General features: G+C 59.2%; 30 protein-coding genes. 13 read left to right on the top strand and 17 right to left on the bottom strand.

Annotated elements, in window-relative coordinates:
- Positions 1-43 precede the first annotated feature (43 nt).
- The 7 genes from ACR3ES_RS09260 to folK form a co-directional block, all read right to left on the bottom strand.
- Positions 44-667 (bottom strand): LysE family translocator, encoded by a 624-nt coding sequence (locus tag ACR3ES_RS09260; RefSeq protein ID WP_170435186.1) that lies wholly within the window; start codon positions 665-667, stop codon positions 44-46.
- Positions 664-1,284 carry a LysE family transporter gene (locus ACR3ES_RS09255; RefSeq protein ID WP_170435185.1) on the bottom strand — a complete coding sequence of 207 codons (621 nt, stop codon included), beginning with the start codon at positions 1,282-1,284 and terminating at the stop codon, positions 664-666. Before ACR3ES_RS09255 ends, ACR3ES_RS09260 begins: the two co-directional genes overlap by 4 nt.
- A complete protein-coding gene (locus ACR3ES_RS09250; protein WP_170435183.1) occupies positions 1,281-2,027 on the bottom strand; it encodes a pyridoxine 5'-phosphate synthase in 747 nt (248 codons plus the stop codon). Before ACR3ES_RS09250 ends, ACR3ES_RS09255 begins: the two co-directional genes overlap by 4 nt.
- Positions 2,020-2,718: a DUF2062 domain-containing protein gene (locus ACR3ES_RS09245; protein ID WP_170435181.1), complete on the bottom strand. Its 699-nt coding sequence runs from the start codon at positions 2,716-2,718 to the stop codon at positions 2,020-2,022. The genes ACR3ES_RS09250 and ACR3ES_RS09245 overlap by 8 nt, the downstream gene beginning before the upstream one ends.
- 16 nt (positions 2,719-2,734) lie before the next feature.
- Positions 2,735-4,867, bottom strand: a complete 2,133-nt coding sequence (locus ACR3ES_RS09240; protein WP_170435179.1) for a RelA/SpoT family protein — start codon at positions 4,865-4,867, stop codon at positions 2,735-2,737.
- A gap of 26 nt (positions 4,868-4,893) precedes the next feature.
- Positions 4,894-5,247 (bottom strand): DNA-directed RNA polymerase subunit omega, encoded by a 354-nt coding sequence (gene rpoZ, locus ACR3ES_RS09235; RefSeq protein ID WP_170435177.1) that lies wholly within the window; start codon positions 5,245-5,247, stop codon positions 4,894-4,896.
- A 94-nt stretch (positions 5,248-5,341) separates the two neighbouring features.
- Positions 5,342-5,911: a 2-amino-4-hydroxy-6-hydroxymethyldihydropteridine diphosphokinase gene (gene folK, locus ACR3ES_RS09230; RefSeq protein WP_480425242.1), complete on the bottom strand. Its 570-nt coding sequence runs from the start codon at positions 5,909-5,911 to the stop codon at positions 5,342-5,344.
- A gap of 136 nt (positions 5,912-6,047) precedes the next feature.
- Between folK and ACR3ES_RS09225 the strand changes: the two genes are divergently transcribed.
- From ACR3ES_RS09225 to ACR3ES_RS09195, 7 genes are all read left to right on the top strand, one after another.
- On the top strand, positions 6,048-6,623 hold the full coding sequence (locus ACR3ES_RS09225) for a LabA-like NYN domain-containing protein (RefSeq protein WP_170435173.1): 576 nt from the start codon (positions 6,048-6,050) through the stop codon (positions 6,621-6,623).
- Positions 6,624-6,814: 191 nt separating this feature from the next.
- On the top strand, positions 6,815-7,765 hold the full coding sequence (gene ispH / locus ACR3ES_RS09220) for a 4-hydroxy-3-methylbut-2-enyl diphosphate reductase (protein WP_170435171.1): 951 nt from the start codon (positions 6,815-6,817) through the stop codon (positions 7,763-7,765).
- A complete protein-coding gene (locus tag ACR3ES_RS09215) occupies positions 7,762-8,214 on the top strand; it encodes a DUF3429 domain-containing protein (RefSeq protein WP_170435170.1) in 453 nt (150 codons plus the stop codon). Before ispH ends, ACR3ES_RS09215 begins: the two co-directional genes overlap by 4 nt.
- Positions 8,211-8,804 (top strand): class I SAM-dependent methyltransferase, encoded by a 594-nt coding sequence (locus tag ACR3ES_RS09210; RefSeq protein ID WP_170435168.1) that lies wholly within the window; start codon positions 8,211-8,213, stop codon positions 8,802-8,804. The genes ACR3ES_RS09215 and ACR3ES_RS09210 overlap by 4 nt, the downstream gene beginning before the upstream one ends.
- Positions 8,797-9,264, top strand: coding sequence for a ribonuclease HI (gene rnhA / locus ACR3ES_RS09205; protein WP_170435165.1), 468 nt, complete (start codon positions 8,797-8,799; stop codon positions 9,262-9,264). Before ACR3ES_RS09210 ends, rnhA begins: the two co-directional genes overlap by 8 nt.
- Positions 9,261-9,884: a trimeric intracellular cation channel family protein gene (locus tag ACR3ES_RS09200; RefSeq protein ID WP_170435163.1), complete on the top strand. Its 624-nt coding sequence runs from the start codon at positions 9,261-9,263 to the stop codon at positions 9,882-9,884. The genes rnhA and ACR3ES_RS09200 overlap by 4 nt, the downstream gene beginning before the upstream one ends.
- A gap of 62 nt (positions 9,885-9,946) precedes the next feature.
- Positions 9,947-10,549 carry a COG3904 family protein gene (locus tag ACR3ES_RS09195; RefSeq protein WP_480425239.1) on the top strand — a complete coding sequence of 201 codons (603 nt, stop codon included), beginning with the start codon at positions 9,947-9,949 and terminating at the stop codon, positions 10,547-10,549.
- 7 nt (positions 10,550-10,556) lie between these two features.
- Here the strand turns inward: ACR3ES_RS09195 and ACR3ES_RS09190 are convergent, their stop codons facing one another.
- From ACR3ES_RS09190 to def (ACR3ES_RS09170), 5 genes are read right to left on the bottom strand one after another with little or no spacing between them, the layout of a single operon-like run.
- The gene (locus ACR3ES_RS09190; RefSeq protein ID WP_170435159.1) at positions 10,557-10,796 is read right to left on the bottom strand and encodes a GlsB/YeaQ/YmgE family stress response membrane protein; all 240 of its coding nucleotides are present in this window, start codon (positions 10,794-10,796) and stop codon (positions 10,557-10,559) included.
- 1 nt (position 10,797) lies between these two features.
- Positions 10,798-11,034, bottom strand: a complete 237-nt coding sequence (locus ACR3ES_RS09185) for a hypothetical protein (protein ID WP_170435158.1) — start codon at positions 11,032-11,034, stop codon at positions 10,798-10,800.
- A 5-nt stretch (positions 11,035-11,039) separates the two neighbouring features.
- On the bottom strand, positions 11,040-11,954 hold the full coding sequence (gene fmt / locus ACR3ES_RS09180; protein ID WP_170435156.1) for a methionyl-tRNA formyltransferase: 915 nt from the start codon (positions 11,952-11,954) through the stop codon (positions 11,040-11,042).
- Between the two features lie 2 nt (positions 11,955-11,956).
- Entirely contained in the window at positions 11,957-12,451 is a 495-nt protein-coding gene (gene def, locus ACR3ES_RS09175; RefSeq protein WP_170435154.1) for a peptide deformylase, read from the bottom strand.
- Complete coding sequence (gene def, locus ACR3ES_RS09170) at positions 12,448-12,966, bottom strand: peptide deformylase (RefSeq protein ID WP_170435152.1); 519 nt, start codon at positions 12,964-12,966, stop codon at positions 12,448-12,450. The genes def (ACR3ES_RS09175) and def (ACR3ES_RS09170) overlap by 4 nt, the downstream gene beginning before the upstream one ends.
- 100 nt (positions 12,967-13,066) lie before the next feature.
- Between def (ACR3ES_RS09170) and ACR3ES_RS09165 the strand changes: the two genes are divergently transcribed.
- Both ACR3ES_RS09165 and ACR3ES_RS09160 read left to right on the top strand, forming a co-directional pair.
- Positions 13,067-14,239: a MalY/PatB family protein gene (locus tag ACR3ES_RS09165; RefSeq protein ID WP_170435149.1), complete on the top strand. Its 1,173-nt coding sequence runs from the start codon at positions 13,067-13,069 to the stop codon at positions 14,237-14,239.
- The gene (locus tag ACR3ES_RS09160; RefSeq protein ID WP_480425236.1) at positions 14,240-14,770 is read left to right on the top strand and encodes a L,D-transpeptidase family protein; all 531 of its coding nucleotides are present in this window, start codon (positions 14,240-14,242) and stop codon (positions 14,768-14,770) included. It begins immediately after the preceding gene.
- On the opposite strand, the gene ACR3ES_RS09155 is transcribed toward ACR3ES_RS09160, so the two are convergent.
- On the bottom strand, positions 14,767-15,120 hold the full coding sequence (locus ACR3ES_RS09155) for a hypothetical protein (protein ID WP_170435147.1): 354 nt from the start codon (positions 15,118-15,120) through the stop codon (positions 14,767-14,769). The two genes, ACR3ES_RS09160 and ACR3ES_RS09155, sit on opposite strands and share 4 nt — an antisense overlap.
- A gap of 211 nt (positions 15,121-15,331) precedes the next feature.
- Here ACR3ES_RS09155 and ACR3ES_RS09150 point away from each other — a divergent pair, with 211 nt between their 5' ends.
- Complete coding sequence (locus ACR3ES_RS09150) at positions 15,332-16,321, top strand: glutathione S-transferase family protein (protein WP_170435144.1); 990 nt, start codon at positions 15,332-15,334, stop codon at positions 16,319-16,321.
- Here ACR3ES_RS09150 and ACR3ES_RS09145 read toward each other — a convergent pair.
- Entirely contained in the window at positions 16,303-16,665 is a 363-nt protein-coding gene (locus ACR3ES_RS09145; protein WP_170435142.1) for a response regulator, read from the bottom strand. The genes ACR3ES_RS09150 and ACR3ES_RS09145 overlap by 19 nt on opposite strands.
- 178 nt (positions 16,666-16,843) lie before the next feature.
- On the opposite strand from ACR3ES_RS09145, the gene cobD reads away from it, so the two are divergent.
- The 3 genes from cobD to ACR3ES_RS09130 are packed head-to-tail and all read left to right on the top strand — an operon-like array spanning position 16,844 to position 19,914.
- On the top strand, positions 16,844-17,815 hold the full coding sequence (gene cobD / locus ACR3ES_RS09140; RefSeq protein WP_170435140.1) for a threonine-phosphate decarboxylase CobD: 972 nt from the start codon (positions 16,844-16,846) through the stop codon (positions 17,813-17,815).
- Complete coding sequence (gene cbiB / locus ACR3ES_RS09135; RefSeq protein WP_170435138.1) at positions 17,812-18,732, top strand: adenosylcobinamide-phosphate synthase CbiB; 921 nt, start codon at positions 17,812-17,814, stop codon at positions 18,730-18,732. Before cobD ends, cbiB begins: the two co-directional genes overlap by 4 nt.
- Positions 18,733-18,750: 18 nt before the next feature.
- Positions 18,751-19,914, top strand: a complete 1,164-nt coding sequence (locus ACR3ES_RS09130) for a lytic murein transglycosylase (protein WP_480425233.1) — start codon at positions 18,751-18,753, stop codon at positions 19,912-19,914.
- Positions 19,915-20,006: 92 nt separating this feature from the next.
- Here ACR3ES_RS09130 and ACR3ES_RS09125 read toward each other — a convergent pair whose 3' ends face one another.
- The 3 genes from ACR3ES_RS09125 to ACR3ES_RS09115 form a co-directional block, all read right to left on the bottom strand.
- On the bottom strand, positions 20,007-20,807 hold the full coding sequence (locus tag ACR3ES_RS09125) for a hypothetical protein (protein ID WP_170435134.1): 801 nt from the start codon (positions 20,805-20,807) through the stop codon (positions 20,007-20,009).
- A 156-nt stretch (positions 20,808-20,963) separates the two neighbouring features.
- Positions 20,964-21,338 carry a hypothetical protein gene (locus ACR3ES_RS09120; RefSeq protein ID WP_480425231.1) on the bottom strand — a complete coding sequence of 125 codons (375 nt, stop codon included), beginning with the start codon at positions 21,336-21,338 and terminating at the stop codon, positions 20,964-20,966.
- A gap of 33 nt (positions 21,339-21,371) precedes the next feature.
- Positions 21,372-24,827, bottom strand: a complete 3,456-nt coding sequence (locus ACR3ES_RS09115) for an AAA family ATPase (protein ID WP_170435132.1) — start codon at positions 24,825-24,827, stop codon at positions 21,372-21,374.
- Between the last annotated feature and the right edge of the window lie 58 nt (positions 24,828-24,885).

Genomic DNA, 24,885 nt, shown 5'->3' with positions numbered 1-24,885 from the left:
CCTGAAACTGCAATGGGACACAGCTGCGCTGGGAGGATAACACTCACGACAATCGCACCGTCAGAATCTTGTAGCTCGCCAATCCAAAGAACCCTGCAAAGGCAAAGTCAAACACCCGGCGGGTGCGGCGGTAGGTGCAGACCATGCGTTCCGAGGAGAACAGGAACGCGTAGCCGATGAAAATCAGCAAAGAGCCTGCGTAGAGCAAAGAAAAATAGCCCAACAACATTGCGAGGCTGGCATCATTTGGCGCGACGATCGCGTAGATCGACCCCCAACTTAAGATTGCCTTGGGATTGGTCAGGTGAATGGCAGCCCCTTTGGCAAAAATCGTCGGCAGTGACCCGGTTGCCGGTTTGCCCAGCGCGACCTCATCCGACGTCATCGCGCGGCGCAGGGCCTTTAAGGCCAGCCAGCTCAGGTAGGCCACGCCGATATAGCGGATCACTTCGAACACCCAGACATTGGCCAGCATGATCGCTGACAGTCCCAAAGCGGCGGCGATGCCCCACGCGGCGGAGCCCGCGCAGATGCCCAGCGCAAAGGCCAGACCCGCAGTGCGACCTTCGTTCATAGCCGTGCCCGCAATGCCCATCGTGGCGGGACCCGGCGAGCCCCCTGCCATCAGCCAGGCGATCCAGATTGCTATGAAACCGGACGTGATCATCGCACAAAAGCCGATCTGATCAGTCCCAAGCCGGCAATTGCAAACAGCCCGGCGACAACCCCGTCGATCCAGCGGCGGAACCGGCGATATCCGGCCATCATGCCGCTGACCGAAAACAACATCGAATAGAGGAAGTTGTTGAAGAATCCTGCCGCAATGCAGACCAAAGTTGCAACGGCAACGGACAGCAACCCGTCATCCGGGCCGAGGCCAACCGACAAAGCCGCCATCCAAGCAATCACCGATTTTGGATTGGACATATTGAGGATCATACCACGCCAAAACCACCTACCCTTGGCAGGCACCGAAACGGTGTCCGCGTTGGATCGCAACGCGGAACGTCCGGATTGCCACGCCAGCCAAAGCAGGTAGAGACCGCCCAAAACCTTGAGCACCATCAGCACGTAAAGCGAGCTTTGCAGAACCGCGCCCATGCCGCTGGCGGCGACCAGTCCCCAGAACACCAGCCCGCATGACAGCCCCAGACCGTAAACAAGGCTGACTTTGCGCCCTTTGCTCATCGCCACCGCCGCGTTGGAGATATTGGCTGGGCCGGGCGAGACAGCGACGATGAAAAAGGCCAGGGCCGTTACAGCAAGCGAGGCCAGGTCAATCATGACCGCGCCTCATCCATCAGGCGGCGCATTTCGGCGATCGCGGAGGTGAGGCCCAGAAAGATCGCCTCTCCGATCAGAAAGTGTCCGATATTCAGTTCGCGCACTTCAGGGAAGGCGGCGACGGGCTTTACCGTTTCATAGGTCAGACCGTGGCCCGCATGCACTTCGAGGCCCAGGGAATGTCCATATGCTGACATCTCTCGCAAGGCCTGCAACTCATGCTCAGCCTCGTCCATCTTGCCTTCGGCAAAGGCGTCGCAATACGCGCCCGTATGTAATTCGATCACTTCGGCGCCGATGCGGTGCGCGGCATCGATCTGCCGTTTATCGGCAGCAATGAAGATCGACACGCGGCACCCAACATCGCGCAAAGGTGCAATGAAATGCGCCAGTTTGTTTTCCTCGCGCGCGACCTCTAGCCCGCCTTCGGTGGTGCGTTCCTCACGCTTTTCGGGGACGATACAGACCGCGTGCGGTTTGTGACGCAGGGCGATTTTCTGCATTTCGTCCGTGGCCGCCATCTCAAAGTTCAGAGGCACCGACAAGACCTCCATCAGACCGTCGATATCCGCGTCTGAGATGTGCCGTCGATCCTCGCGCAAATGCGCTGTAATCCCGTCGGCCCCTGCCTCTTCGGCGAGTTTCGCAGCGCGCAACGGATCCGGATAGGCACCGCCACGCGCATTACGGACCGTCGCCACGTGATCGATGTTCACGCCCAGACGCAAAGGATTGTCAGACATCACTCGATTCCTTTTTCTGATCTTGGCCCGAGCCTAGTGGCATTGCAGGGGAAACGTCAGCCGTTTCTTCGGCCAAGCGTTTGATTTCTTCGAACTTCGCCTTGATCCTGGCGCGGCGACGCTGCTGATAGGTCCGGATCAGCGGAAGACTGAGATAGCCGCAGACCACCCCGGCCACGATGCCCGGAATGACGCCGCCCACCAGATAAGGAAAGAAGACATCGTCATAAAACCGGCTAAGCCCATGCCAGTCGGCGACCCGATCAGTGAACATGGCGAAGAAATTGTTTTTCAGATCGCTAATCGCATCGGCGAACTTACCCATAAGACCGTGGGTGTCGCCCTTGCGGTACCTCGTACCCAACAGGAAATGACCGGTCTGTAGGCTCACGACACCAATGGGCACATAGGTCAGCGGATTGCCGAAAAAAGTGCCGCTGAGGGCGGCCAACAAGTTGCCGTTGATCAGCCGCGACAAAATAGCGGCGACGATAAAATGCATGCCGTAAAACGGCGTAAACGCAGCGAAAACACCAGCCCCGATCCCGCGCGCGATCCGCTCAGGCGAATCCGGCAGTCGCCGTACCCGGTGTTTGACGTAGAGAAATGCGCGGGTCCAGCCTCCCCGCGGATAGACGAATTCCGAAGCGATCTGGACAGGAGAGCGTCGGTCTCGGCGCTTGAAAACCACTCCTGATCACCCCTTCTCAACCAGCCGCTACTGCGGATTTCGTCCTGTCCCGATACCGCTCAACCGCCGCAACATCGCTTTCGGCCTCAAGCATCAGCATCAGCGAGTGAAGCTGTTCAAGGTCCCGCAGTTCGACATTGATCAACAGGCGGTAAAAATCCGGTTTGCGATCTACAAACTGCAGGTTCGAAATATTGGCCTTTTTCTCGCCGATCAACGTGCAAATGCGCCCCAGCACGCCGGCATCATTGCCGATGGTCAGGTCCAGTGTCGCTCCGTAGACGGCCGCATGGGTGCCTGAATGCCAGTGCAGATCGACCCAGCGATCCGGTTCGTTTTCGAACTCGCTCAGCCTGTCACAATCGATGGCGTGCACAACCACACCCTTGCCGCGATACGTAATGCCCACAATGCGTTCGCCCGGCAAAGGTTGGCAGCACGGCGCGCGGTCGAATTTCTGTCCGGCCTCAAGGCCGATAACGGCGCGTCGCAACGGCACGGCATCACCGTCATCCTGTGTGAGTTTGGGATAAACGGCACTGATCACTTCATGCGCGGTCAGTTCCGCACTGCCCAGCCGGGCCAGCAATTCGTGTCGGTCTTTCAGACGCAGATGTTTGGCAGCTGTGTCCAGCGCCTTGTCGGTGGCCTTGCGGCCCACGTTTTCGAAACCGGCGCGGGCCAGTTCTTTACCAAGTTTGATGAAACGTTCCCGGTCCACTTCGCGCAGGGCCCGACGGATGGCGGTACGTGCCTTACCAGTCACTGCAATTTCGAGCCATGTAACCTGTGGTGTCTGCCCATCGGCGGTGATGATATCCACCGACTGCCCGTTCTTGATCCGAGTCCACAGCGGCACGCGAATCCCATCCACCTTCGCCCCCACGCAGGCATGGCCGATGCGGGTGTGGATGGCGTAGGCAAAGTCAATCGGTGTGGCACCGCGCGGCAATTTGACCACGTCGCCCTTGGGCGTGAAGCAAAACACCTGGTCCGAATACATCTCAAGCTTGACGGCCTCGAGGAAATCCTCGTGGTCGTCTTCGCTGTCGAATTGTTCGGTCAGGTTGGCAATCCACTTGGCCGGATCAACCGCGAACGGGTTTTCTGAGCGTACCCCGTCGCGATAGGACCAGTGCGCCGCAACACCGGTTTCGGCAACGTCGTGCATCTGACGTGTGCGGATCTGCACCTCGACCCGTTTACCGTCACGCCCCGACACCGTCGTATGGATCGAGCGGTAGCCGTTGGATTTTGGCTGGCTGATATAGTCCTTGAACCGCCCGGGCACCGCCCGCCAGCGCTGGTGGATCGCGCCAAGGGTTCGATAACAGTCCTCTTCGGACCCGGTGATAATGCGGAAGCCGTAGATATCGGACAGGCGGGAAAAGCCCTGATCCTTTTCCTGCATCTTGCGCCAGATCGAATAAGGTTTTTTGGCGCGCCCGAACACTTCGGCCTCGATACCCGCCTTCTCCAACTCGTGCCGCATGTCGCCGGTGATCCGGTGAATCACGTCGCCGGTTTCGCGCTGCAAAGTGATAAAACGCCGAATAATAGATTGGCGGCCTTCGGGGTTCAGAACGCGGAACGCAAGGTCTTCGAGTTCTTCGCGCATCCATTGCATACCCATGCGACCGGCTAGCGGCGCATAGATATCCATCGTCTCACGCGCTTTCTGGACCTGCTTTTCCGGGCGCATCGCCTTGATCGTGCGCATGTTGTGCAGACGGTCGGCCAACTTGACCAGAATGACCCGCAGGTCCTTGGACATGGCCATGAACAACTTGCGGAAGTTCTCGGCCTGTTTCGTCTCGCGACTAGAAAGCTGAAGGTTGGTCAGTTTGGTGACGCCATCGACGAGCTTGGCAACTTCATCGCCGAACAGCTCGGCCACCTTGCCGTAATTGGTCTTGGTGTCTTCGATCGTATCGTGCAGGAGTGCGGTGATGATGGTCGCATCATCCAGACGCTGTTCGGTCAGGATGGCCGCTACGGCGACAGGATGGCTGAAATAGGGCTCGCCGGAGTACCGGAACTGCCCCTCATGCATCTGCCTGCCAAAGTCATAGGCCCGCGCGATGCGGTCAGCATTTGCTTTGGGATTGTAGTTGCGGACCAGCGCGATCAGGTCGTCAGCAGAAATCATCCGGTCCGCACCTTGTGTTGCTGGGGTTACCCCTGGCCTTGAGCCTCCATCAGGGCGCGCAGGAGCTTTTCTTCGGACATATCATCATCCGCGGGCTTGTCCGTTTCCGCACCCATCAGCAGCGCCATCTGATCTTCTTCTGGCTCATCAACCTCGATCTGGGTCTGATTGGCCTCAATCAGCCGTTCGCGCAGGTCGTCAGCGCTCTGGGTTTCGTCTGCAATCTCGCGCAGAGACACGACCGGGTTCTTATCATTATCGCGGTCCACGGTAATCGCTGCACCGGCGGAAATCTCGCGAGCCCGGTGGGCTGCCAGCATCACCAGTTCGAACCGGTTGGGAACCTTGTCTACACAGTCTTCGACCGTAACGCGGGCCATAGGGCGCTCTCCGTAAATGAATCCGTGGCAGGAAGCCGTCTATCTAAGGCCGATTGCAAGGCTTGACAAGCAGGAAATGCCGCAAATGCACGGATCACAGAGGCGTGACAGCAGCAACGTCTGCGGCCGGCAGGTCCGCGATCATCTCGGTCACTGTCTTATCCAGCACAGGGTGCCGCCAATCTGGTGCCACGTCCGCCATCGGCACCAGCACAAAAGCCCGATCTTGTAGACGGGGATGAGGCAGAATGAGCTGCTCCGGTGCAGTGTGCCGTTGCGCCCGAGGCGGCAGGGTGCGCCAGCGGTCGAACTCGACACGGTTGGGCAATACGCTGTCGTTCCACGCAACAAGATCCAGATCCAGCGTCCGCATGCCCCAGCGTTGCACCCGTTCGCGCCCAAACTGGTGTTCGACCGCGTGCAGAACCTCGAGCAGGTCGTCCGGCTTTTCTTGCGTTTCGATCAGAGCAGCCGCGTTCACATAGTCCGGGCCGGCACCAGCTGGGAAACACGGAGTGGAAAAAAACCGGCTGACAGCGCGAATCACCAACCCGTTGGCGCCCAGCGCATCCAGCGCAAGCCGAAGGGTCGCCTTGGGCTCATTTCCGCCCAAATCGAGATTGGCGCCCAGAGCAAGAACGGTATTTGATAACGAAACGCTCATTAAACTACCTTTATTCGGCAAACTGCATACTTGCGGTGTACAATAAATACCCTAATTATAGACGCAGCAGAGCGCCCGGGAATTCACTCACTCACCTCTGAAGGGGCGCCCTGGATTATACCGGAAGGGACTATTTATGTTTTATAAGGACGAACGGCTAGCGCTGTTCATCGATGGCTCGAATCTTTATGCTGCGGCAAAAGCACTCGGTTTTGACATAGACTACAAACTATTGCGGCAAGAGTTTATGCGCCGCGGCAAACTGCTAAGAGCTTTCTACTACACAGCGCTACTGGAAAATGACGAGTATTCCCCGATCCGTCCCCTGGTCGACTGGCTGCATTACAACGGCTTCACCATGGTGACGAAACCGGCCAAGGAATACACCGACAGCATGGGGCGTCGGAAAGTCAAAGGGAATATGGATATCGAACTGACGGTTGATGCCATGGAACTGGCACCGCGCGTCGATCATATTGTGCTGTTTTCGGGCGATGGGGATTTCCGCCCGCTGATTGCAAGCCTGCAGCGCCAAGGGGTGCGTGTTTCGGTGGTTTCGACCATTCGTAGCCAACCCCCGATGATTTCGGACGAATTGCGTCGGCAGGCGGACAATTTCATCGAATTGGAAGATCTGCGGGATGTCATCGGACGCCCTCCGCGCGAGGTTCCGGCTGAGCCGCGCAGCGTTGCGGTTGCCAGCGGCAACTGATTACACCGCTGACATCGATGGGGACAACAAAAGCGCGCGGTCAGGACAGATCATCCTGACCGCGCTTCTTTAACAATGAACAGGTGCTAAAACGTCGTCTGGCTAGCACCGATTCATGTCAGATCAATGACGTAGTCCTGTCTGGACCAAGGCCGGGAAAAGACTTACCTGTGCCATAAGGAGACAGCGACATGACCAAGCCGCCACTGACACTATACCTTGCTGCCCCGCGTGGCTTTTGCGCAGGCGTGGATCGGGCCATCAAGATTGTTGAAATGGCCCTGCAAAAGTGGGGGCCACCGGTCTATGTGCGTCATGAGATCGTGCACAACAGGTTTGTCGTCGATGGGCTGCGCGCCAAGGGCGCGGTGTTTGTTGAGGAACTGGACGAATGTCCCGACGACCGCCCGGTGATTTTCTCGGCCCATGGCGTGCCTAAATCGGTTCCCGCCGAGGCGGCCCAACGCGAGATGATTTATGTGGACGCCACGTGTCCGCTGGTGTCCAAAGTGCATGTCGAGGCACAGCGTCACTTCGAAGCTGGGTTGCAGATGATCATGATCGGGCACAAAGGGCACCCGGAAACCGTCGGGACGATGGGGCAACTGCCCGACGGTGAAGTGCTGCTGGTGGAAACGGTTGAGGACGTGGCGCAGGTTCAGGTGCGGGATCCGGCACGGCTGGCCTTTGTGACCCAGACAACCCTGTCGGTCGACGACACCAAGGATATCATTGCCGCTCTTCAAGCCCGCTTTCCGGCAATCGTTGGGCCGCACAAAGAAGATATTTGCTACGCAACCACCAACCGACAAGAGGCCGTAAAAGAAGTCGCGCCCAAGTCCGACGCCCTGCTGGTTGTCGGCGCGCCGAACTCGTCCAATTCCAGACGCCTGGTGGAGGTTGCCGCACGGGCCGGATGCGACTACGCGCAGCTGGTCCAGCGCGCGACCGAGATCGACTGGCGCGCGTTGGAGGGCATTTCCAGCATCGCCATCACCGCAGGGGCGTCAGCGCCCGAGGTGCTGGTCAACGAAGTGATCGACGCCTTTCGCGAACACTACGACGTGACGGTTGAACTTGTCGAAACCGCCGTGGAGAACGTCGAATTCAAAGTGCCCCGCGTCCTGCGGCAGCCGGCATGAACGGGGTGCCCCGCGCGCCATTGGTTTTGGGTCTGGCTGGCCTGATCCCATTTGTCTGGGGGGCACTCACATACCTGAACGGAGACCTTGCCGCCTGGGGATCGCGCACTTTTGGCCCACGGATGGTGGGACCGTATGTTCAGCTGTTCTATGGTGCGGTCATTCTGAGTTTCATGTCCGGTATCTTGTGGGGATTTGCCACAAAGACCTCGGGCAGCCGGGCCGCGACCTGCTACGCGTTGTCGGTTTTACCGGCGCTTTGGGCATTCTTTATGACGGGTGGTGGCCCGGTGAATGCGGGCATCAACCTGATCGTCGGGTTTGTCGGATTGCTGCTGTTGGACGTAGTGTTCTGGTATTGGGGGCTGGCGCCACGCTGGTGGATGAAGCTGCGTGTTCTGCTGACCGCGATTGTCGTTCTTTGCCTGTCCGTGGGGGTGTATCTATGAGCACGCGCGATACGATCTCTGTCTATGATGCAGAAGCCACGCGCTATGCTGCGCTGACCGATGATGACAACGCTGGCGATCCTCAGCTGACGCGGTTCATTGAGGCCGTGCCTGCAACCGGGCGTGTGCTGGATCTGGGCTGCGGACCAGGTGCATCTGCGGCCATCATGGCACGGGCCGGGCTGATCGTTGATGCTATGGACGCGTCCGCCGAGATGGTTCGGCTGGCCTCGGCGCATACCGGGGTTTCGGCACGGCAGGCGACGTTTTCGGATCTGAACGCGGTGGCGGCCTACGATGGCATCTGGGCAAATTTCAGTCTGCTGCATGCCAGCCGAAGTGAATTCCCGGATCACCTCGAGACCGTGCATCAAGCGTTGAAACCTGGCGGTGTCTTTTACATCGCAATGAAACTTGGGCAGGGCGAAGGGCCCGATCGTCTGGGCCGATACTACAGCTACTATAGCGAGGAAGAGTTGAAGACATACTTGCAAGAGGCCGGTTTTACTGTCACCTCGCAGAAATTCGGCAGTGGAACCGGGCTGGATGGTTCTGTTTCGAACTGGATTGCACTGGCCGCGCATGCCTGATCTTTTTGCCTATACCGACGGTGCCTGTTCCGGCAATCCCGGCCCCGGCGGCTGGGGTGTTCTGCTGCGCGCGATGGAGGGTGATACGGTTCTCAAAGAACGCGAACTGAACGGCGGAGAGGCCGAAACCACCAACAACCGAATGGAGCTACTGGCCGCGATCAGCGCCCTGGACACCTTGGACCGCCCGTCGAAGATCACAATCGTCACCGACAGCGCCTATGTCAAAAACGGCGTTACAGGCTGGATCTTTGGCTGGAAGCAAAACGGCTGGAAAACCTCCAACAAGAAACCGGTCAAGAATGTCGATCTGTGGCAACGGCTGGATACGGCGCAAGAGCGCCATGACGTGACCTGGGAATGGGTCAAGGGCCACGCAGGTCACCCTGAAAACGAAAAGGCCGACGAACTGGCCCGGGCAGGCATGGCCCCGTTCAAACCCAAAAAGGCACAGGCGTGAGCCTTCTTGCCCTGCTGGATTATGCCTCGGTTTTGGTGTTTGCACTGACGGGTGCTCTGGTGGCCAGTCGGGCGCAGCTGGATCTGGTGGGGTTTGCCTTTGTGGCCTGCCTGACGGCCGTGGGCGGTGGCACGGTCAGAGATCTGCTGCTGGATCGCCATCCGGTCTTTTGGGTCGGACAGCCCGATTACATCCTGATCGCTTGCAGCGCGGCGGTGTTGGTGTTCTTCACCGCCCATCTGGTCGAAAGCCGGTACCACTGGCTGGTTTGGCTGGACAGTTTTGCTTTGTCGATTGCCGCCGCGGCCGGGACTGCCGCAGCCCTGTCACTGGATCAGTCCGGGGTGATTGTCATATTGATGGGCGTGACCACCGGTTGTCTGGGCGGGTTGATGCGCGACGTTGTCTGCAACGAAGTGCCGCTGGTTCTGAAACAGGGCGAGCTTTATGTCTCATGCGCCTTTGCCGGGGCGCTTACGGCTGTTGTTGCAACGAAACTCGGGCTGGACACGTTGCCCGCGCTGGCGGCCTGTGCGCTGGTCTGTTGGGCCTTGCGGGCCGGATCGCTGCTGTTTGGGTGGCGGCTGCCGGTCTACAAGGCACGCCCGCCTCGCAAATGAGCTGCTGAATGGACGTGCAACTTGTGCACTGATACCACCAAGAAGAACTGCGTGAGGTTGAAATGAACTATTCACTCCCGTCTCTCCTTGCGTGCATTGCAGTGCTGGCGTCCTGCGCCGAGCGATACACTCCGGTCAGCTTCGTTGCTCAGGGGGATCAGATCATTGCAACCGGTACGATTGATGACACAACATTGTCTGCTTTTGAGGAAGTGATCGCCGAGAACCCAGAAATCCGGACGCTGGTCCTGCAAAACATCGAAGGCTCTGTGGACGATGATGCAAATGTCGTTTTCAGCCGGGTTGTTCATGACGAAGGCTTCGACACGGTTGTGCCGTCCAATGGGTTGGTCGCGTCAGGCGGAACCGACCTGTTTCTGGCCGGGACCCAGCGCACCCTGCAGCCGGGCGCATGCGTGGGCGTCCACAGTTGGGCAGGTTCGGGCGTTGTGGCCATAGAACTGCCCAAGGACGACCCCGAGCATGACCGGTATCTGGACTATTTCAAAGATATTGACGTGGATGCAGCGTTTTACTGGTTCACGCTGGAGGCCGCGCCAGCGGACAGCATGCATTGGATGACGGCGGCCGAAGCGGATCGCTTTGGGCTGACCACGCGCGCATCGCCGCGTCTGGGATCAGCCGACGTGTGCGATGCGCGATGAACAGGGTCTACCGGCGTCGCAGGTAAGTCTGCCAGATCCAGATCACCAGTAATGCGCCCAGCACCGCCCCGACAAACCCGGACAACCACCCCATCATAGTTGCCAGCGTGCGCAAGAGAAACCCACCGATCAGTGCACCGATAATGCCGATCAGCATAGTGGTCGGGATATCCGCTTCGATCCGCATCAGGCGGGTGGCAAGGAACCCCGCAGCGGCTCCGATCACGATCAGGGCGACAACCGGCATCTCATTTCCTCCAATGGGTCGGGACGATGATCAGCGCGCCAATGGACGAAATCATTGCATCCAGCCCCGGCGGCCCAAAGCTGATGCCAAACATGATGCGGAGGAAATAGAACAAAAACGCCCCGCCGACGCAGATGATGATGGACTGAAGGTATCCGTTATGGGTAAACCCCGTCTTTTCCGACAGGTATCCGACGATCCCTGCAATCACGACGGTGCCCATCAAGACCATGAACAATTGGCTTACTCCGCTAACAAACGGGTGCCGGCTGTAATGGGCCAACCCCTCAGAAACGTTTCCTTATCCTGCGCGCCTTTGCCGGCTCTTTGCAAGCGCAGCAGCTCGATTGCACCCTGCCCGCAGGCCACGCGAAGCGCATCGTCCAGAACCTCGCCCGGTTTGCCCTGCCCCTCTGTCAGGCGGGAGGCCAGAAGCTTGATGCGCTCGCCCCCGACCTCGGTCCAGGCACCGGGGAACGGCGAGAGACCACGTATCTGGCGATCGATTTCAGTCGCCGGGCGTGTCCAGTCGATACGGGCTTCGGATTTGTCGATCTTGGTCGCGTAGGTCACTCCGCTTTCGGGCTGCGGTTCGGGTTTCAGATCAGGCAGATTGGCCAGCGCTTCGACGATCAGCTCGGCCCCCACGAGAGACAATCGATCATGCAAGTCAGCTGTGGTGTCCTCGGCCCCAATCTGCATCGCTTTGCGCAACAGGACGGGTCCCGTATCCAGCCCGGCCTCCATCTGCATGATGCAGATACCGGTTTCTGCATCACCGGACATGATGGCGCGATGGATCGGCGCCGCGCCGCGCCAGCGGGGCAACAGGCTGGCGTGAATGTTCAGGCAACCATGTTTTGGAGCGTCCAAGATCGGTTGTGGCAGGATCAGACCATAGGCAACGACAACAGCCACATCCGCGTTCAGCGCGGCAAAACTGGCCTGTTCCTCAGCCGATTTCAATGAGGTGGGGTGATGAACGGTCAGACCCAGCGCATCAGCCCTCGCCTGCACTGGCGTTGGACGATCTTTTTTGCCCCGCCCAGCCGGACGCGGAGGCTGACAGTAGACGGCCGCGATCTCGTGCCCGGCGGCGACCAGAGCCTCAAGAACCGGAACCGAAAAGTCCGGGGTGCCCATGAAGACGACGCGCATTGCTACCCCTGTTTCCTGGCCTTGCGCAGCAGCATATCGCGTTTGACCTTGCTGAGACGGTCGAAATACATCCGTCCGTTCAGGTGATCGATCTGGTGCTGCACACTCGTGGCCTCGATCCCCACGAAATCACGGCGATCCACGATTCCATGTTCGTTCAGGTACTTTACCGTGACCGCCCGCGGACGTTTCACTTTGGCCGAAACACCCGGCAGATTGGGGCTGGCTTCTTCATGGTCGCGTAACTCGACCGAGCTGTGCAGGATTTCCGGATTGGCCAGCCGCACGGCTTTATCACGTTCAGCCGAACCATCCACCACGGCCAAGCGCAGCAGGATGCCAATCTGGGGCGCGGCGAGGCCAACGCCGGGCATCGCCTCCATCGTGTCGATCATGTCGTCCCAGATCGCCCGGATCTCATCCGTGATCTCGGTCACCTCGCTGGCCTTGCTGCGCAGGTGCTTGTCAGGCCAGGGCAGGCAGCGGCGGACCGTCATGCGCGTGCGCGCTCGCGTTTGAGCTTTTGCATCTTGCGGGTGATCATCTGGCGTTTCAGTGGCTTGAGGTAGTCGATAAACAGCTTGCCGTTCAGATGGTCGATTTCGTGCTGCACACATGTCGCCCAGAGCCCGTCAAAGGTTTCGGTTTGCAAGTTGCCATCCCGATCCATCCACGTGACATCCACCACTTTGGGCCGGGTCACTTCGGCATATTGATCGGGGATCGACAGGCACCCTTCCTCATACACATTGGTCTCGTCCGAGGATGCGATGACCTCGGGGTTGAACATGACCAAGGGACGCGGTGCCTCACCCTCTTCCTTGATGCAATCAATCACGATCAACCGGTCAAGAACACCCACTTGAGGCGCGGCAAGGCCAATGCCCGGTGCATCATACATCGTCTCCAGCATGTCATCGGCCAGCGCCCGCAGGTCGTCCGTGATATCAGCGACGGGGGCGCAGACCTTTTTCAGGCGCGGATCGGGGTGGATCAGGATATTGCGTTTCATGGGGCTGATTTAGGCCATCCCGTGTCGCGCCGCAACGCCCCCCTTGCACATGACGCGATTCCGGATAGCTTGCCCTGCGACCAGACAGGAGACGACCCCCATGAGCTTTGACGACCTCATCGACCGCCACGGCACCCATTGCGCAAAGTGGGACATGATGGAGCCGGTCTATGGCGTGCCGACCGAGGACGGTTTGGCCATGTGGGTCGCGGACACGGACTTTCGCGCGCCACCGCCGGTGCTGAACAAACTGCGGGAATTGGTGGACCATGGCATCTTTGGTTACGTCAACCTGGATCAGCCCTACACGGACGCGATCCGATGGTGGATGCGCACGCGGCATGACTGGGACGTCGAGGCGGACGCGATTTTCACCACCACCGGCCTTGTGAACGGGGTGGGCATGTGCCTGGACACGTTCACGAAACCGGGCGACGGCATTGTCTTGTTTACCCCGGTCTATCACGCGTTCGCCAAGGTAATCCGCAATGCCGGGCGCAAGGTCGTCGAATGTGAGATGGTCAACACTGATGGCCGGTATGAGATGGACTTTGAAGCCTATGACGCGCAGATGACCGGCAACGAGAAGATGGTCATCCTGTGTTCGCCCCACAATCCGGGCGGCCGGGTCTGGAGCCAGTCCGAGTTGCAAGCCGTTGCCGATTTCGCCAAACGCCACGACCTGCTGCTGCTGTCGGATGAGGTTCACCAAGACGTCGTTTTTTCGGGCCACACACATATCCCGATGCAGAACGCGGCGCCGGAGATCACCGACCGATTGCTGATGCTGACCGCACCGTCCAAGACATTCAACATCGCGGGCCTGCACACGGGTCAGGTGATCATACCTGACCCAGAGCTGCGCGGACAGTTTGCCAAGCGTATGCTGGCCTTGTCGCTGGCGCCGAATTCCTTCGGCCAGTTCGCCACCGCCGCAGCCTACTCTGCCGAAGGCGCTGTTTGGGTCGGGGAACTGGTCAAGTATATCGACGAAAACCGCCGGATTTTCGATGCAGCAATCGCAAATATCCCCGGGCTAAGATCCATGCCCCTGGAAGCGACCTATCTGGCCTGGGTCGATTTCTCTGGCACCGGTATGGAGCGCACCGAATTCACGAACCGTGTCGAACAAACTGCTAAAATCGCGGTCAACCATGGCACCACATTCGGCACTGGCGGAGAGGATTTTCTGCGCTTCAACCTCGGAACCCAGCGCGCGCGGGTCGAAGAGGCTTGCGCTCGACTCAGCGGTGCCTTTGCCGACCTTCAGTGAATGATGCGCTGGCTGGGTCGGATAACCCTGCTTGCGCTGGTCTTGGGTGCCGGTTGGTTTAGTTGGCACCACTATGGTCCGCGCCCTGCCGCTCCGCAAATGGCCCCGGAGGCGGCTTGGGTCGATCACATCTTGATTGAAAAGTCGGCGCGGCGCCTCACTGCCACTCAGAATGGCGCAGTTGTCATGCAGGCTGATATCGCTCTTGGCTTTACGCCCGAAGGCGACAAAGAAGTAGAGGGCGACGGAAAGACGCCGGTTGGAGTCTTCAAGATCAACCGGCGCAATCCGCAGAGCGCTTACCACCTGTCTCTGGGGATCGATTATCCGAAGCCCGACGATCTAGAGCGCGCGCGACAGCGCGGCGAAGACCCCGGCGGTGACATTTTTATTGATGGCCAGCCAAATGGGCTCGGTGGCCTGACTTTGCCCGGAGATTGGACGGCGGGCTGTATCGCCGTCTCAAATTCCGAGATGGAGCGGCTTTGGAGGCTGACGACCAACGGAACGACGGTTGAAATTCGCCCCTAGTCGTCATGCCCCAACAGTGCGATTGGCGCGTCGGGCGCCCGGCAGAAATCGAGGGGGGCCTTGTCATGCGCGGCTGTGCTGCGCTTGAACTCATAGCGCATTTCACCACCCTCCTCCTCATCCGCGATGATGAGGCATTGATACAGGTGGTTGGCGCCATCATAGATGTCGACCAGCCCGCGCAAACGGGGCGTGGTTTCCGCTTCGACTGAAAAGCCGTCCTTCCACAATTCGAGTATCTTGAAGGTATTGTCGCCCATTTCCACCCGCAAGCGGCTGGTTTTCTTGAGCGCGGCGATTCGCGCCGCATCTAATTCAGCGCGTATTTCCTTGGAAACATAGGTACTCATAAATTCTTCCCCCGCTAATGTTCTTTATTTTGGGGGATGGAACGTAAAAATCCAGTGAACCGCGACACATAGTCCGGCCATTCGGCTACCTGTTGCTCAAAAAATTCTGTCCCGGCTGTGCACGGGCGCAGGCCCATTGCGCGTGCCCTCGCGTAGGAAGACGTGCGGTATCGGCCTATCTATGTTTCAATCTTGTTTCGGAGGACTTCTTATGGGCCTGTTGGTCGATGGGGTGTGGCATGACACCTGGTATGATACTAAATCCACCGGTGGCGCGTTCAAACGCAGCACCGCACAGTTTCGCAATTGGGTGACAGCCGATGGCAGTCCCGGCCCGTCAGGCACAGACGGGTTCAAAGCGGAACCGGGCCGATACCACCTTTATGTCAGTCATGCCTGCCCCTGGGCGCATCGCACGCTGATTTTCCGCGAACTGAAGGGGCTGAGCGATTTGATCTCAGTCTCGGTTGTGCACCCGGACATGCTCGACAAGGGTTGGACGTTCGAAACCGATGAATCTGGGGCCACGGGCGACACGCTTTACGGCCTGGACTATGCGCACGAAATTTATTCCAAAGCCGATCCCGCGTATTCCGGCCGCGTGACGGTGCCGATCCTGTGGGATAAAGAGCGCGAAACCATCGTGTCCAACGAAAGCTCCGAAATCATCCGCATGTTCAACACGGCCTTTGACGGGATCACAGGAAATACAGATGACTACTGGCCCGAAGCGATGCGCGATCAGATCGAAAAGGTGAACGCGCGGGTTTACTCCGACATTAACAACGGGGTCTACAAGTCCGGCTTTGCCACCTCGCAAGAGGCCTATAACGCCGCGGTTGGCCCGCTGTTCGAGACGCTGGACTGGCTCGAAGATCGCCTGACCTCAAACCGTTATCTGATGGGCGACCGCGTGACCGAGGCGGACTGGCGTCTTTTCACCACCTTGATCCGGTTCGACCCGGTCTATCACCTGCATTTCAAGTGCAACCGCCAACGCCTGATCGATTATCCCAACCTATGGGCCTATACGCGCGAACTGTACCAATGGCCCGGTGTTGCGCAGACAGTGAACTTCGAACACATCGTGCGCCACTATCACTACAGCCATGAAACCATAAACCCGCACCGGATCATCCCCGTAAACCCGATCCTCGACTACATGGAATCGCACGGGCGCGGTCAGCGGCCAGCTGCGTAATGCTCAACCATTGCCGCCAGATCCTCTGGCGGCGTTCCGCTTTGCACATAAGCACAGGCATTCGGGCTGTGGGCAAAGATCGACCCGTCCGAGAAAAAGGTCGTGTTGGTAACAAAGATCACGCGGGCGTTGGGGCGGCGGTAGCTGGCGAAGTCGGCCACGGCCAATGCGCTGCCGGTTTCCAAAACCAGATCCAGTACAATGATGTCAAAGGCAGTGCCGTAGAGCGCAAGAATCGCAGCCTCCTGACCAGCGACCAGAGTGACCTCTGCACCTTGTCGTTCCAGATACCGTTTCCAGACCTGACCTAGGTCGGGGTTACTCTCAACAATCAGAACTTTCATTTGCAACAACCTCGGCACTTGGTATGGTGAGTGGTGCCGACCCCCGTGGCTCGTGATCCCGTTATTTCCTTAACAAAGTGTTAACGATGCTCTCAGCAACCTTTGATCATGCGGATTTTCTTGTCGAAATGGCGAAAATCCGCTTCAAGCGGGCTTAAATCGGCAGTTTGAGCATGTAATGCAGATAATGGACACAGTTGGCGAATTGAACCCGCGCGCCAAACGCGACCATGGTGGCGGGCTGGATGATGCAATCAGAATGTACGGCGGAACGCGGGCCGACTGGATTGATCTGTCCACCGGGATTAATCCGCACCCGTATGATGTGTCGGGACTTCGGCCAAGTGATTGGATGGACCTGCCGGATCATGGCGCCTTCGACCGTCTTACAAATGCTGCACGCAGGTTCTGGAATGTTCCGAACACAGCCGCGATTCTACCCGTCCCGGGCGCGTCTGCAGTGATCGCGCGCGTTCCTGGGCTGGCGCCACCCGGACGTGTCCATATCACCACCCCGACTTACAACGAGCATGCCGCCGCGTTTACAGCGCAGGGTTGGACTGTCACTGAAAATGGTTCTGCAGAGGCCCGGGTCATCGTGCATCCGAACAACCCCGATGGGCGCGTTTGGCGCGAGGACGATGCGAGCGCGCCGTTGGTTGTGATTGATGAAAGCTTTTGCGACGTCATGCCAGATGCATCTTTGCTCCATCTGGCCACGCGACCCGGCGTCGTGATACTCAAGAGCTTTGGCAAGTTCTGGGGCCTGGCAGGGATGCGTCTGGGATTTGCGGTGGGGCAGCCGGACCTGATTGCACGACTGAATGATCTGACCGGACCGTGGGCCGTGTCCGGGCCGGCGTTACGGATCGGAGCGCGTGCATTGGAGGATACGCATTGGGCGGTTGAAACGCGCCGTTTGCTTGCCAACGAGTCCGACCGTCTTGATGAGCTACTGACGCGCAAAGGCGCAGACCTGGTCGGCGGCACGGCACTTTTCCGGCTTTACAAGGTCAACAGCGCCCGCACATGGCAGGATCGGTTGGCCCGTTCGCATGTTTGGAGCCGCATTTTTCCATATTCCGAGACGTCCCTACGCCTTGGCCTGCCACCGACCGAGGGCTGGGAGCGGCTTGAGGCGGCGTTGTGAGCCCTGCGTTGTTGCTGGCCTGTGCCCTGTGTCTGGATGCCGCACTGGGTGAACCGGATTGGCTTTGGTCCCGCCTCAGGCACCCAGCAGTGATCATCGGCATGGCAATCAACTGGCTGGATGACCGGCTGAACACCGGGCAATGGCGGCAGATAAAAGGTCTGGTCGTGTTGGTCCTGTTGGTTGGGATGGCCTGTGCCATCGGACTGGCTCTCACACTGCTGGGTTCGGTCGTCGAGATCTTGGTTTGTGCCATTCTACTGGCCCAGAAATCGCTGGTTAGCCACGTTCGCGATGTGGGCGACGGGCTGCGGGTGTCGCTGAGCGACGGCAGGGAAATGGTGGCCCGCATCGTGTCTCGCGATACGGCGGACATGACCGAGGCACAGGTTGCCCGGTCTGCCATAGAAAGTGCTGCGGAAAATCTCAGCGATGGTGTGATCGCGCCGGCGTTCTGGTTCCTGATCGCCGGATTGCCCGGGCTATTGGTCTACAAGGCCGTGAATACCGCAGACAGCATGATCGGCTATCGCAACGACAGGTATCTGGAATTCGGTTGGGCCTCGGCCCGGTTCGATGATTTGCTGAACCTGATCCCCGCCCGGCTGACGGGTGTGATGATCCTCGCCATTTCCAGACAATGGAGCCAATTGTCGGATATCGCGCAGGATGCGCGGCAACACAAATCGCCCAATGCCGGCTGGCCCGAAGCGGCAATGGCGCGCGCCCTGAACGTCGCGCTGGCCGGGCCGCGTAGCTATGATGGACAGGTCCAGGACCTCGCCTGGGTCAATGGGAGCGGGCAGCGGGAGATCGGCGCATACGAGGTTTTCCGCGCATGCGACATGCTGTGGACCGTATGGGGGCTTGTGCTTGGCCTCGTGTCAGTGTGGGTTGTCTTCAGTTTTGTTTTCTAAGATCGGATCGGTTCGACCATGCGCATTCTTTCCGGCCTCGTTGCCGCCACGCTTTTGACCTCACCTGCCCTCGCCCGATGTGGCGGCGGGTTCAACCAATTCGTCGAGGGGTTGAAGGCGGAGGCTGCACAAAAAGGGTTCGATCAGGGCACTGTGAATGCCTTCTTCAGTGGCGTGCGACAAGACAACAAAGTGCTGCAAGCTGACCGAGCCCAGGGCGTGTTTCAAAAACCGTTCATCGACTTCTCGCGCCGTCTGATCTCGCAAAACCGGATTGAGCGCGGACAATCCATGTCGCGCAAATACGACGCGGTGTTTGACCGGATCGAGGCTGAATATGGCATCTCGCGCGGGGTATTGCTGGCGTTTTGGGCGTTCGAGACGGACTACGGCGCGTTTCAAGGGGATTTCAACACACGTGACGCGCTGGTGACACTCGCGCATGATTGCCGCCGACCCGAGCTGTTCCGACCGCAGATCTTCGCTGCGATTGAGCTGTACCAACGGGGTAATTTCGACCCCGCCCGCACAACAGGTGCCTGGGCCGGTGAAATCGGCATGGTCCAGATGCTGCCACAGGATATTCTCGACAACGGCGTGGATGGCGACGGGGACGGTACGGTTTCGCTGAAAACCTCGGCTCCGGACGCGCTGATGTCAGGGGCCAAGATGCTGTCGCATCTGGGCTGGCAACCGGGACAACCCTGGCTACAAGAGGTTACAGTACCGGCACAGATGGACTGGTCGCTGTCCGGTCCCGGCAAACCGCGCTCGGTGTCCGAATGGCAAGCTATGGGTGTTCAGGCGCGCAGCGGATCGCTGGCCAACCTGCCCGCTTCACTGATCCTGCCACAGGGGCACAAAGGGCCCGCCTTTTTGGCCTATCCGAATTTCGACGTCTATTTCGAGTGGAACCAGAGCTTTGTCTACGTCCTAACCGCCGCCTATTTCGGCACACACCTGGACGGCGCACAGATTTACGATGCTGGTAACCCTGCACCGGGTCTGTCGGGTGCGCAGATGAAACAATTGCAGAGCAAACTGCAGGCACGTGGATATGACGTGGGCAAGATCGACGGGATTCTTGGGGCCGGGACGCGGGCGGCGGTTCAGGCGGAACAGGTGCGGCTGGGGCTGCCTGCCGATGCGTGGCCGACAGCGGACTTGTTGAATAGGCTTTAAATGCCATAACTCGCGCCGTAACGCTATCCCGTTGGAGCTCTGTTGTGCACCAACAAGGTTCGGCGCGAAATCGGTTGCGCTCGAATGTTCACCTAAACGACCGGGAAATCTTCGGGGTTAATACCGTGGCGTTTGCAAATGTGGTCGATATAGCTGCCTTTCGGAGGAATCCCACCAAATTTGGATCGGATGCTGCTTCGCGTCTCACCCTGAAAATGATGAAAGCGAACCCAGTCGGCCTCATAGTCGTCAATACTGCGCTCCGGGTCCAGAAATCCTCGGCACGGCCAATACAGGTGCCAGTGCTGGCCACGGCTAATCTCACCGGTGACACTCAAGGCCCAGCGCGCCACGCTGGGGCCAGTCGTAGTCCACGGCAGGTCGTATAGAGTGACAGGTTCGCCAGCCTCGTATCTACTGACCAGCTTCTTGACCTTCTCACTACCCAGCCAGAACGGGATCGGAACTTCGGCTTGCAAAAAGTTCAGTATCATCTTCAAGCCAAGAGAATTCTCTGGAATGCGCAGAACACAGTTGTTCATGGCCCAGTTGCGCCGCACCACACCAAAGAGATAGTCGGACTGCACTTCCAGAGGATTGTAACAATAGACATCCAAATCGACCCATACGTAGTCGGTTTTTTGCATCAGATGAATTCGAAACACATCCGAATAGACCGCCGCTCGTTTACGGCCACCAGCCAGATCCTCGGTGTTTTCGTCAACATAAATGTCCCGCGCATCGTGCAGTTTGACACCTTCGGGCACCTCGATATTCAGATCCAGAACATAGAGGTGGAACACATAGCCATGATCCAGGAATGACTGAATGCACACGCGTTCGACGCAGGACAACGGCGATCCAAACCAGAAACTTGCCACCTCAAAGTTCAAATCAGTTGCCCTCGCCCATCAAGTGAAAACCCAGCGCGTCTCACTAAAGATGAGGCAAAGCGCAGGTCAACCGCCAATGGGCAATATACCTCAGTACGCGAATGAAGCACACAGAGTGTGACACAGTTCCAATAGCCTAACGGCGCTGCGCTGTTGTTACTCCGGCCGCACCGGATAGCGATCGCCCTTCTCGTCGATCAGGATCAGCCGTTCGCCGCTGTGGACGTACAGATCACAGCGGCTGAAACCATTGCGATAGGCGATGCAGATGCTGCCATCCTCGGCGATGGAATAGGTGCCGAAGGCGGATTCTCCGCTGGCATAGGTGTAGGAATAGGCCCCTCCGGCCGAGTATCTTGACTGACCGTCGTCGTAAAAGGTCAGTGTGCGCCCCGCTAGCCCATCCAGTTCTGTTTGACTGAGGGGTACATCGCCGGGCTTGACCGGCCATTCCTTTGCCGAAAGCGGCAAGGCAAAAATGACGGAAAAGATCAGTATCAATCGGACCATACCGCCACCGTACCCCGACATACTGCGAATCCGTCATAACGTTGCAGTGATCGATTAGGCGACCATCTGCTCGGCTTTCTTCAGATCCACCGAAACCAGTTGGCTGACACCCTGTTCCTGCATCGTCACACCGAACAGCCGGTCCATACGCGCCATGGTCACCGCGTGGTGGGTAATGATCAGAAAACGCGTTTCGGTCTGGCGGCACATCTCGTCCAACAGGTCGCAAAAGCGGGTGACATTGGCGTCGTCCAGCGGCGCGTCGACCTCGTCCAGCACGCAGATCGGGGCCGGATTGGCAAGGAAGACTGCAAAAATGAGCGCGGTGGCGGTGAGGGTCTGTTCGCCCCCCGAGAGTAGACTAAGCGTCGAAAGTTTCTTGCCCGGTGGTTGGCACATGATCTCGAGACCCGCATCCAGCGGATCGTCACTTTCCACCATGACCAGATTGGCTTCGCCTCCACCGAACAAATGCTTAAACAGCATGGCAAAGTTCGAGTTCACCTGTTCAAAGGCCGTCAACAGACGCTCGCGCCCTTCGCGGTTGAGGCTGGCGATGCCGCTGCGCAGGGCCTTGATTGCCTCCTCAAGATCAGACTTTTCGCTGTTCAGGGTGTCGAATTCTTCCTGAACCTCTTTACTGTCCTCTTCGGCACGCAGGTTCACCGCTCCCATCGCATCGCGCTGACGCTTGTGGCGGTTCACTTCCGCCTCAAGCGCATCGGCCGCAGGCATCTGATCCGGATTCACGTCCAGTTGATTTAGCAACTGGTTTGGCGTGAGCTGCTGATCCTCTGCGATCCGCTCTGCCGCTGCAACAACGCTTTCCTTGGCGGCATCGCAACGGGCCTCCGCCGCGGCGCGAGTTTCGCGCGCCTCCGAGGCCAGACGCTCTGCCTCGCGCTCGGTCATAACGACATCGCGCTGAAGCGCCTCGGCAGCCGCCAGTTTATCTGCTGCCTCGGCCCGGCGGGCTGCGGCGGTTTCGATCAGCTCGTTCAGGTCTTCACGCGCCTTGGCAATCTCACCGGGGGCGGCTGTGGCCTCGGTCAGTTCTTCCTCCGAGCTTTCCTTGCGTTCAGCAAGTTCAGAAATGCGCTTCTCTGCGGTCTCCAAACGATGTTTCCAACCACTGAGGTCTTTGGTGACCTCTTGCGTGCGGCGGGTGCGGGCCTCACCCTCGCGGCGTAGCTCATCATGGGTCGAGCGGTGGGTCAGCATGGTGATCCGCGCGGCTTCGACGGTCTGCTTGATGTCCTCAACCTGCGCCCGGGCGCTGTCGAGATCACCCGGTCCGGTCAATGCGCTTTCGGCTTCGCGCAGTTGCGCGCGCGCGGACATGGCATCTTCCTTGTGGCGGTCAACGGCCAGAATCAGTGTTTCCAGTTTACCCTGCGCTAGGTTGCGATCCGCCTCGGCCCGGCTGAGTAAACGCGCGGTTTCCGCCATGCGCTGATCGGCAGCGCGGCGGGCCTCACGCGCGCAGCGGTCGGCCTCGGTCACCTCGGCCAGCTGTCGAGACAGGACCTCATGCGCAGCCCGCGCCCCGTCGGCCTGCGCTTCGGTGCGGGCGAGCTCTTGTTTCAGAGCCTCCAACTTATTCAGCTGTTCTAACCGCAAGGCTGCCGCGCTTGGCGCATCCTCGGCCCAGGCGCGGAACCCATCCCAGCGCCACAGGTCGCCGGACCGCGATACAAGGCGTTGCCCCGGTTTCAGCGCAGCCTGCAGACGCGCGCCCTGATCGCCATCGACCAGCCCAATCTGCGCGATCCTACGGCTGAGGCGGTCCGGGCCCGACACATGCAAGGCCAGTGGTTCGGCCCCCTCTGGTAACGATTGGTCCGCGTCATACCCGGCCAGTTGCACCCAACCGGATGGGCCGTCGCCCTCGACCAATGGCGCGCGCAAATCATCGGCCAGCGCAGCCCCCAGCGCCTTTTCATAACCCGGTGCCACGCGCAGAAGATCAAGCACCTGACCGCCCTCGGCCGTATCGCGTTCTACCAGCTTGGCCAGCGCCGTAGTCTCGGCCCGGATAGCGCCCAGTTCACCTTCGGCCTCGGAGCGCTTTGCCCGCGCGTCCGCCTCGCGCGCTTGCGTTTCGTTGCGCAATTCGTCGGCCGCAGCCAGGGCTTGCTCGGCCTCTTCTGCGGCCGCGCGCGCATCACTTTCGCCGGTTTGCGCGGCCACGAAAGCGTCACTGGCGCGGGTCAGAGCCGTTTGTGCCTCGTCCACAGCGATGCGGGCCTTTTCCTCTTCACCCTCGGATCGGGTCAGGGTCTTGCGGCTGTCTTCTACCAGTCGCTGCGCCGACTGATGGCGAGCAACAAGGCGCGCCATGTCTTCGGTTTCCTGCGACAGGTGATCTTCGCGATCCTGCAAGATCGACGCGGCCTCACGTGCGACCTCGGCCGCTTGGGCCACTTTTTCGTCGTGCCCCTCTGCGGCTTTGCTCAGTTCGCGAGCCTCCCACTCCAGACGTTCGATCATCTGTCCTGCATCCCGGTTCAGACCGGTCTCACGCTCGATGTCATTGCCAAGTTGCTGGATGCGGGAGGTCAGCGTTTCAATTGTTTGACGGGCACGGGTTTCCTGATCCGCAATCTGATCGCGCTGCACCTGTTGACGTTGCAGCACGGCGGCGGCAATTGCCTCTTCCTCACGCAAGGGTGGCAGGGTCTCTTCGATCTCAGCGCGTCTGGTGCTGGCTTCGCGGGCCTCAGCCTCGGCACGCGCGGCTTCGGTGATCCGGTCGCGCAGCTTTTCTTCTGCCGCCTGACGGGCCATGTCGGCCTCTTTCCAACGACGATAGAGCAGCATGCCCTCAGCCTGCCGCAGCTGTTCGCCGATCTCGCGATACCGCGCCGCCTGACGGGCTTGGCGGGCGAGTTGCGCCAGTTGCGCGCCCAACTGTTCCAGCACGTCGTCAACCCGGGTTAGGTTGGCCTCGGTGCCTTTCAGCTTCAACTCGGCCTCGTGCCTGCGCTGGTAAAGGCCAGAAATCCCGGCCGCTTCTTCCAGAATCCGACGGCGCGCCTGGGGTTTGGCGTTGATCAGTTCAGCGATGCGGTTCTGCCCCACCAGTGCTGGCGAATGCGCCCCGGTCGAGGCGTCGGCGAACAGCATCTGTACGTCGCGGGCGCGGACATCCTTGCCATTGGTCTTATAGGCACTGCCGACGTCGCGGGTGATGCGGCGGACGATCTCAAGCTGATCGCTGTCGTTAAAGCCTGACGGCGCAAGACGTTCAGAGTTGTCGAGCGACAGGACAACCTCGGCAAAGTTACGGGCCGGGCGCGTCGCGGCACCCGCAAAGATCACATCCTCCATCGCACCGCCGCGCATAGATTTCGGGCGGTTCTCACCCATGACCCAGCGCAGCGCTTCCAAAAGGTTGGATTTACCGCAACCATTGGGACCCACGACGCCCGTCAGCCCGTCCGCGATGATCAGATCGGTCGGGTCCACAAAGCTCTTGAAGCCGGTCAGTTTGAGTTTGCTAAAGCGCAAAGGCTGCTCGTCTTATGATTCCTATGGATCAGAAGTCTGCGCAAGTGAGGGGCAAGGT

Source organism: Ruegeria sp. B1, from assembly GCF_056535885.1.
This window is presented reverse-complemented; position numbering and strand designations above follow the sequence as displayed.